The sequence below is a fragment of the Flavobacterium galactosi genome (assembly GCF_048158585.1).
Taxonomy (GTDB): Bacteria; Bacteroidota; Bacteroidia; order Flavobacteriales; family Flavobacteriaceae; genus Flavobacterium; species Flavobacterium galactosi.
In genome coordinates this window covers 972,696-980,135 of the sequence record NZ_JBLNKV010000001.1, presented here as the reverse complement: position 1 = coordinate 980,135, position 7,440 = coordinate 972,696, and the positions used below count along the sequence as shown (strand labels likewise).

Sequence of the window (7,440 nt, the reverse complement as noted above, 5' to 3'; positions counted from 1 at the left end):
ATCAATTTACCCCGAAATTAGGTGGTCAATTTGAATTGGAAAATGGTGGTCAGTTTGCTCCGGAACTGGTGGTCAATTTACACTGGAAAGTGGTGGTCAATTTGACCGGTTTTTCCAGTCCTTCCAACCATTTAGGTCAAAAATCACGCTTTCGTGATAACTTATTCTACTAAATCCAAGTTTAAAGCAATCGAGTAGTCTTTTCTTGTTTGAGCATTTGACGAAACAATGTAAGTGATTACGGTTATTACTTTTCTTTTGCTCCACCACATAATTAATTTCTAGTATATCACTCCCCATTTGCTGATAGGCAAACCTCATCACTATATCAATGTCAGCTTCCGAATAATCAGTACATGGGTCAATGCTTAGTGCATAGTATTTGTTCTTTCTAGTTCGTTGTGGTTTGAACTTCGGTACAAGCAAATGATGTACTTGCCATTCACCATTTTTATTTTTGTAAAGTGTAGTTTCGCTACAACTCTCTGTTAGTTTGCTAATTATTTTTCTAACATTTCTAGCACCCATGTCATATTTGATGCTAATTTCTTTTACTGTTAAGTATTCATTTTGTTGCATTTCTGTTATTGATTAAACGCATCATATCTATTAGGGAATCGCTTTAATTCCCTTTGGATATATTATTTAATAATAAATATCTCAAAAAGGCTCAAAAGTTCCTTCGGACATAAAATATTTATTTTACAACCATAAACGACCAGTTTATAGTTTACAAATCCTAAAAACATTAGGACACGGAAAAACCCAATCAATAAAAATTACTGATTGTTATTTTCCTAAAAATTTAATTTTGATTTTTGACTTCGAGCTTTTTTAAAGAACCCAAAACGCTTTTTAAATAATAACGTTTTCTGTTAGAGATTCTAAAATCTATAACTATTGTTCCTTCGCTCTCCATCTTTAGTAAGGTGTTTTCGCAAATGTTTAACATCGCCATAACATCTCTTGAAGTGAGAATTTCTTTTTGCACTTATAATTAAAGTGTGGTCTCGGTGTTCCGTAATAGGTCTAAGCCTCCACTAAGAAAATAATTTTACGCTATCGACACCTAACAGCTCATTTTCGAAGATATACAAAGTTACTACTATAATTCCGCAGAGTCAAGTTGAAATTAAAAATAGCTAAAAAGATAATTACTACGTATTTTACTACGCACCAAAAAAAGAAACCCCGTAAACTCAATGTTTACGGGGTTTTCCCAAATTACCAGTTGGTCTACAAGGACTCGAACCTTGAACGACTGCACCAAAAACAGTTGTGTTACCATTACACCATAGACCAGCATTGCTTTGCTATTGCTTAGCGAGTGCAAATTTAGAACAAATTTTAATTTGCACAAATTTTTTATCGCTTTTTATTGAAAATAATTTCCCTTTAGATCACAAACAGCCTGTAAACTTTTCAAAAACGCTAGAAACCAATCTATTAGTTTTCTAGATTTGTTTTTTAGAAAATTTTGTTAATGCCTGTATCGTTACATAAAAAAACATTTTCTTTGCAACTCAAAATTTAACTACAATTTAGCACTGAAATATGGCAACATTCAATTTCAATAAATGGAATACGATTACAGGTTGGTTTACATTTGGAATCGCATTAGTGACATACACACTCACCGTTGAACCCACAATGAGTTTCTGGGATTGTGGAGAATATATTGCCACAGCTGCAAAATTAGAAGTAGGACACCCGCCTGGAGCACCTTTGTTTCAAATGATTGGTGCCTTTTTTGCAATGTTTGCTTCAGATGATAAACATATTGCATTAATGGTAAATATGATGTCAGTTTTCTCAAGTGCCTTTACGATACTATTTATCTATTGGTCATCCACAATGATCCTAAAAAAACTAATTTCTCGATTTTCTGAAAATGACAAAAACAATGACATAGCTGTTTTAGGTAGTGCTTTTGTAGGTGCTTTAGCTTATACTTTTTCCGATAGTTTTTGGTTCAATGCCGTAGAAGCTGAAGTTTACGCAATGGCTTCTCTATTGATTGCGTTGTTATTTTGGTTAGGTTTACGTTGGGAACAAGACATGGAAACCCCCAGAGGAAATAAATGGTTATTAATCATTTCACTTGTGATTGGACTTTCGTTTGGAGTTCATTTCATGGCTTTATTAACAATCCCCGCCATTGGTTTTCTTTATTTTTTCAAACATCATAAAGTGGTCACCGTCAAAAATTTCATCATTGCAAATGTTGTCGTTATTGCCGTTTTACTTTTCATATTCAAATTATTACTGCCATTAACTATGGCTTTCTTTGCAAATACAGAGGTTTTCATGGTCAATGAATTAGGGATGCCATTTAATTCTGGAAGTATTTTTGTTGGACTCCTATTCATTGCGTTCTTTTACTTTGGTTTAAAATACACTAAACAAAAAGGTTTGGTGTTCTACAATACCATAATCCTGTGTATCTTGTTTATTTTAATTGGTTTCTCCACTTGGATGATGTTACCTATTAGAGCAAATGCAAATACCGTAATTAACGAAAATAAACCTTCGGATGCGGCTGAAGTTCTTGCTTATTATAACAGGGAACAATACGGCGTTAATCCTTTGTTTTATGGCTCTCAATATACTGAAACCTTTGCTGGTTTAGACAAGGACCATCCTTACTTAGACAAAGCTCCAAACTACGAAAGAGATTATAAAACAGACAAATACATTATCACAAATAATTTTAAAAATGCCGAACAAAATAGTGATGACAATCAAAAAACTATTTTGCCCAGAATGTGGAGTACCGAGCACGTAGAAAATTACATGAATTTCTCAAACCCTCCAGAGTTTAAAATCAATCCAGATTATCCTTACGAGGATGATTTAGCAAAATATGGTATTGATCCAAGTAAATTAACTGAAGAAGAATACAACAAAGCCATCGCGCAATTGAAAAATGAAGTCGAAAAAACAGTCCATGAATTTAGACAAGCATATGCTCAAAAACAAATAGACAATGGAGGTTATGTTTCTTTCTTAAAAAGCTATGGAGATTACTTAATCATAGAAAAACCAAGCACTGTTGACAATTTCAGGTTCATGTTCGAGTACCAATTTGGCTATATGTATTGGAGGTATTTAATGTGGAATTTTGTTGGACGTCAAAGTGATGTTCAAGGAAGATACGATAATTTAGACGGCAATTGGATTAGCGGAATAAAATTTGTTGACAACCTGCATTTAGGTTCACAAGATAATTTACCATCGGATGTATTGAATAATAAAGGCCGAAATGTGTATTTTTTTATACCGTTTATACTTGGACTTATTGGTTTAATGTATCATGCTAATAAAGATTTAAAGAGCTTCTATGTATTATTAGCCTTATTTTTATTTACCGGCTTGGCATTGAAAATTTACTTAAATGAAAGACCGTTTGAACCTCGTGAAAGAGATTATGCTTTAGTGGGTTCCTTCTATGTTTTTGCAATCTGGATAGGAATTGGAGTTTATTCACTCTATGAAAGTCTCCAGAAATATTTGGCTCCTAAAATAGCCGGACCAATAATTATAGCAGCAAGTTTACTGGCCGCTCCAGTGTTGATGGCTTCTCAAAACTGGGATGATCATGATCGCTCTAATAGACATACTGCTGTTGCAATGGCAAAAGCATACCTTACTTCTTGTGATCCGAATGCAATACTATTTACCATTGGTGATAATGATACTTTCCCACTATGGTATGCACAGGAAATTGAAAAAATAAGAACCGATGTGAAAATTGTAAACACTAGTCTTTTCATGACCGATTGGTATATCGATCAAATGAAAACTAAAACATACGAATCAGATCCATTGCCTATTTCATTTATACATGATGAATATGTGGGAGACAAACTGGATTATGTAGCTCATATCCCAAAAGTAGAAAGCAGATGGGAAGTAAAAGACTTCATCAGTTTTATTAAAAACCCAAAATCTACTGTTGAGATGCAAAATGGACAAACCATTCATTTTTATCCAACAAATAAACTTAGAATTCCTGTTGACAAAAATGTTATCATCAAAAACAAAGTTGTTTCCGCTAAATATAACGACTCTATTGTTCCTTACATTGACATAGATATCAAAGGAAATGCATTATACAAGAATAGATTAATGATGCTTGATATTGTTGCTAATAACAACTGGAAAAGGCCTATTTACTTTAGCGGTGGTGCGTTTGACAACGAAGATTATTTGTGGATGAAAGACTATCTTCAATTAGACGGAATGGTTTATAAACTAGTTCCTTTAAAAACTAAAATGGGAAAAGATGACAACCAAATGGAAATGGGACAGATTGATGCTGATAAAATGTACGCTAACGTTATGAAGTGGGATTGGGGAAATAGCGAAAGTCCAACCATTTATCATGACCCTGAAACTAGAAAAAATAGTATTACATATAGAATGAATCTTGCTCGATTAATGACCCAGTTAATTGCTGAAGAAAAGAAAGACAAGGCTAAAAACATTATTAATTTAGCCATGACAAAAATGCCTTTGGATAAATTTGGTTATTATTCTCTGGTTGAACCATTTGCTAAAGGATATTATGCCATTGGAGAAAAAGCAAAAGCTCAGGAGCTTCTTGAAAAATTAATGACAAAATACAAAGAAAATCTAAATTATTATATTAATCTCAATGCGGTAGATCAAACTGATATAGCTATGGATATAATAACAGATATTGAACGCTACAGAGGTTTGCTTCATGTAATGAAAGAAAGTGGAGATTCCGCTTTTTACAATAAAAACAAAGTGATTTTTAATACGTATATTAAAATGTTCGAGCGTTTTGGTCGCGAAAAAGAGTAAATTTAGTTAGAGAATTTGATAATTAGAAACTATAGCGATATTGAAAAATGTCGCTATTTTTTTTACTTTAAAAATAAAAACAAATGAATTTTTATTGGATAAAAACGAATTGGATTATAAAAAAAATATTCTCAAAATTCATTTGGGATATTCCTAATACTGAAAACAAAGTGTACCTCACCTTTGATGACGGACCAATTCCGGAAATCACAGAATGGGTTTTGGAACAATTAAAAAAACACGATGTAAAAGCTACTTTTTTCTGCATCGGAGATAATATTGACAAACATCCCGAAATATTCACAAAAGTAATTAACGAAGGCCATCATGCGATAGGAAATCACACATTCAATCACCTAAATGGCTGGAAAACTACAACTGACGCCTATTTAGACAATTTCAAACGATATGAAGAAATCATTCAGCAATCTGGGATTAACTTAAAATCTAAACTCTTCCGACCGCCTTATGGAAAAATAAAAACAACTCAAGCTAAAAAAATACGAAAATTAGGCTACAAAATAATAATGTGGGATGTATTAAGCGCAGATTTTGATCAAAACCTACCTAAGGAAGATTGTTTAGAAAACGTACTATCAAATATAGAATCAGGAAGCGTAATTGTTTTTCATGACAGTATAAAGGCCTTCAAAAACTTAGAATATGTACTTCCAAGAACGTTAGCTTATCTAAAAAAAAATAATTTTATTTGTGATACTATACTATAAAAAACAAATTGATTCTACTACAATTGTTCTTGAACAATGCTAATAATAGTATTAGCATCTAACTCACCGGATTGCCTCCAGATCATTAAACCCTCTTTGTAAATCATTAGAGTAGGAAGACCTTTTATTCGTAAAGCTTCAGCTAGTTCCTGATTTTTATCAACATCTATTTTTATTACTTTTGCTTTATCGCCAAGAGCAGCCGCTACATCTCTAATAACAGGATGCATTGAAACTGAAGATTCGTTCCAATCCGTATAAAAGTCAATCAACACAGGTATTTGTGTGTTTATAAGTTCTCCAAATTTTGACATAAAACCAAAAATTTAATTTTCTAAATTTACTAAAAAAAGATAATTATTATACAAATGTAACATTTTAAACGAATTAAGCCACATCCTTGCCTTTTTTTAGTTCGATGACTGTAATTTCAGGCATTATTCCTACTCTTCCAGGATAGGCATGAAAGCCAAATCCTCTATTCACATATACATACCGACCTACATTTTCATATAAACCAGCCCATTGTTTATAGACGTATTGTGCCAAACTCCATTTAAAATAACCTGGAATTTCTATACCAAATTGCATTCCATGTGTATGTCCGGATAAGGTAAGATGAAAATTCTTCTCGTGATGTTGCACTTCATAATCCCAATGTGACGGATCGTGACTCATCAGGATTTTGAAATCCTCTTTATTTACATGCTGCGACGCTTTGTTAATATCTCCTGCTTTTTTAAAGTTTTGTCCCCAATTCTCTACCCCAATTAATGCTATTTTATCATTCCCTTTTTCGATAAAAGTATGCTCATTCAACATTAATTTGAAACCAATTTGCCCGTATAGATTTTTTATATCTTCAAAATTTTTCTCTTTAGCTGCCTCCGTCGGCCATGTTACATATTCACCATAATCGTGATTCCCTAAAACAGAATATTTACCATACTGGTGTTTTTTTATACGGTTGAAACTTTCTATCCAAGGATGCATTTCTTTGGCATCCGTATTTACAATATCTCCGGTAAACAAAATCATATCCGAATTTTGCTCATTTACTAAATCTATTGCATAATTTATTTTTTCTGGATTATCAAAACTTCCGCTATGGACATCAGAAATTTGAGTAATCGTAAAACCATCGAAAGCATCAGGCAAATCAGGAAAAAAGATTCGTTGTTTGATAACTTTATAATTATATTTCCCAACCGTCACGCCATATATTAAAGATAAAAAAGGAACTGCAGCCAATCCTAATCCAACCTGACTTATGAATTTCCTTCTTGAGGCTAAAAAAGTTACATTGTCATTATTCTGAATAAAATAATTTACTGATCCCGCTCCAACTCTAAAAATATCTTCCCCAAGCAAAACAAGAGCTAAAACCATTTTTGGAACATAAACCAATAGCACCAAACCCATTGTAAACATAGTCATCTTGGTTTGTCCGACAGAACGGTCAAACTGCATGAAAGAATAAATAATGAATACTAAAAGTAAAAAACTAATAATCTGGTAAGAGGCCAAAATCCATTTCCCCTTTATTAAGGTTCGTAATGCTTGAAATGCATAAAGCTCGATAATAAGAAATACAAAACATAACAACAATATGCGAAGAATCATTTTATAATATTTTATACAAAATAACAAATTAAGAAAATACTTTTAGTTTTTATTAATCAAAATTTAACTAAAATTACACCAAATCTATTGCAACAATCCTCTTTTTTAATTAAAGAGTGCTGAATATACGAATAGCTAAAGGATGTTAAAAAAAAATTCATTAATCTAAGCTTTCAAATAAATTTTGTATTAAGTATTTTTTTTACAACAATTTCACATTTCAAAAAGACAATTCTCACATGAATTACAAGAAATATTC

The 7,440-nt window shown here is 32.3% G+C and carries 4 protein-coding genes and 1 tRNA gene; 2 read left to right on the top strand and 3 right to left on the bottom strand.

Annotated elements, in window-relative coordinates; all coding sequences use genetic code 11:
* Positions 1 to 1,231: 1,231 nt before the first annotated feature.
* Positions 1,232 to 1,302, bottom strand: a tRNA-Gln gene (locus ACM55M_RS04195).
* A 252-nt stretch (positions 1,303 to 1,554) separates the two neighbouring features.
* Here ACM55M_RS04195 and ACM55M_RS04190 point away from each other — a divergent pair.
* Together ACM55M_RS04190 and ACM55M_RS04185 are read left to right on the top strand one after the other, a co-directional pair.
* On the top strand, positions 1,555 to 4,830 hold the full coding sequence (locus ACM55M_RS04190) for a glycosyltransferase family 117 protein (RefSeq protein WP_416856261.1): 3,276 nt from the start codon (positions 1,555 to 1,557) through the stop codon (positions 4,828 to 4,830).
* An 83-nt stretch (positions 4,831 to 4,913) separates the two neighbouring features.
* Positions 4,914 to 5,558, top strand: a complete 645-nt coding sequence (locus ACM55M_RS04185) for a polysaccharide deacetylase family protein (protein ID WP_416856259.1) — start codon at positions 4,914 to 4,916, stop codon at positions 5,556 to 5,558.
* Between the two features lie 17 nt (positions 5,559 to 5,575).
* Here the strand turns inward: ACM55M_RS04185 and ACM55M_RS04180 are convergent, their stop codons facing one another.
* The gene (locus ACM55M_RS04180) at positions 5,576 to 5,872 is read right to left on the bottom strand and encodes a thioredoxin family protein (RefSeq protein ID WP_143385951.1); all 297 of its coding nucleotides are present in this window, start codon (positions 5,870 to 5,872) and stop codon (positions 5,576 to 5,578) included.
* Positions 5,873 to 5,945: 73 nt separating this feature from the next.
* Entirely contained in the window at positions 5,946 to 7,181 is a 1,236-nt protein-coding gene (locus tag ACM55M_RS04175) for a metallophosphoesterase (protein WP_416856258.1), read from the bottom strand.
* Positions 7,182 to 7,440: the final 259 nt, after the last annotated feature.

Coding starts and splice junctions, on each gene's coding strand:
- ACM55M_RS04190 (WP_416856261.1), top strand. CDS start 1,555: ATGGCAACATTCAATTTCAATAAATGGAATACGATTACAGGTTGGTTT.
- ACM55M_RS04185 (WP_416856259.1), top strand. CDS start 4,914: ATGAATTTTTATTGGATAAAAACGAATTGGATTATAAAAAAAATATTC.
- ACM55M_RS04180 (WP_143385951.1), bottom strand. CDS start 5,872: ATGTCAAAATTTGGAGAACTTATAAACACACAAATACCTGTGTTGATT.
- ACM55M_RS04175 (WP_416856258.1), bottom strand. CDS start 7,181: ATGATTCTTCGCATATTGTTGTTATGTTTTGTATTTCTTATTATCGAG.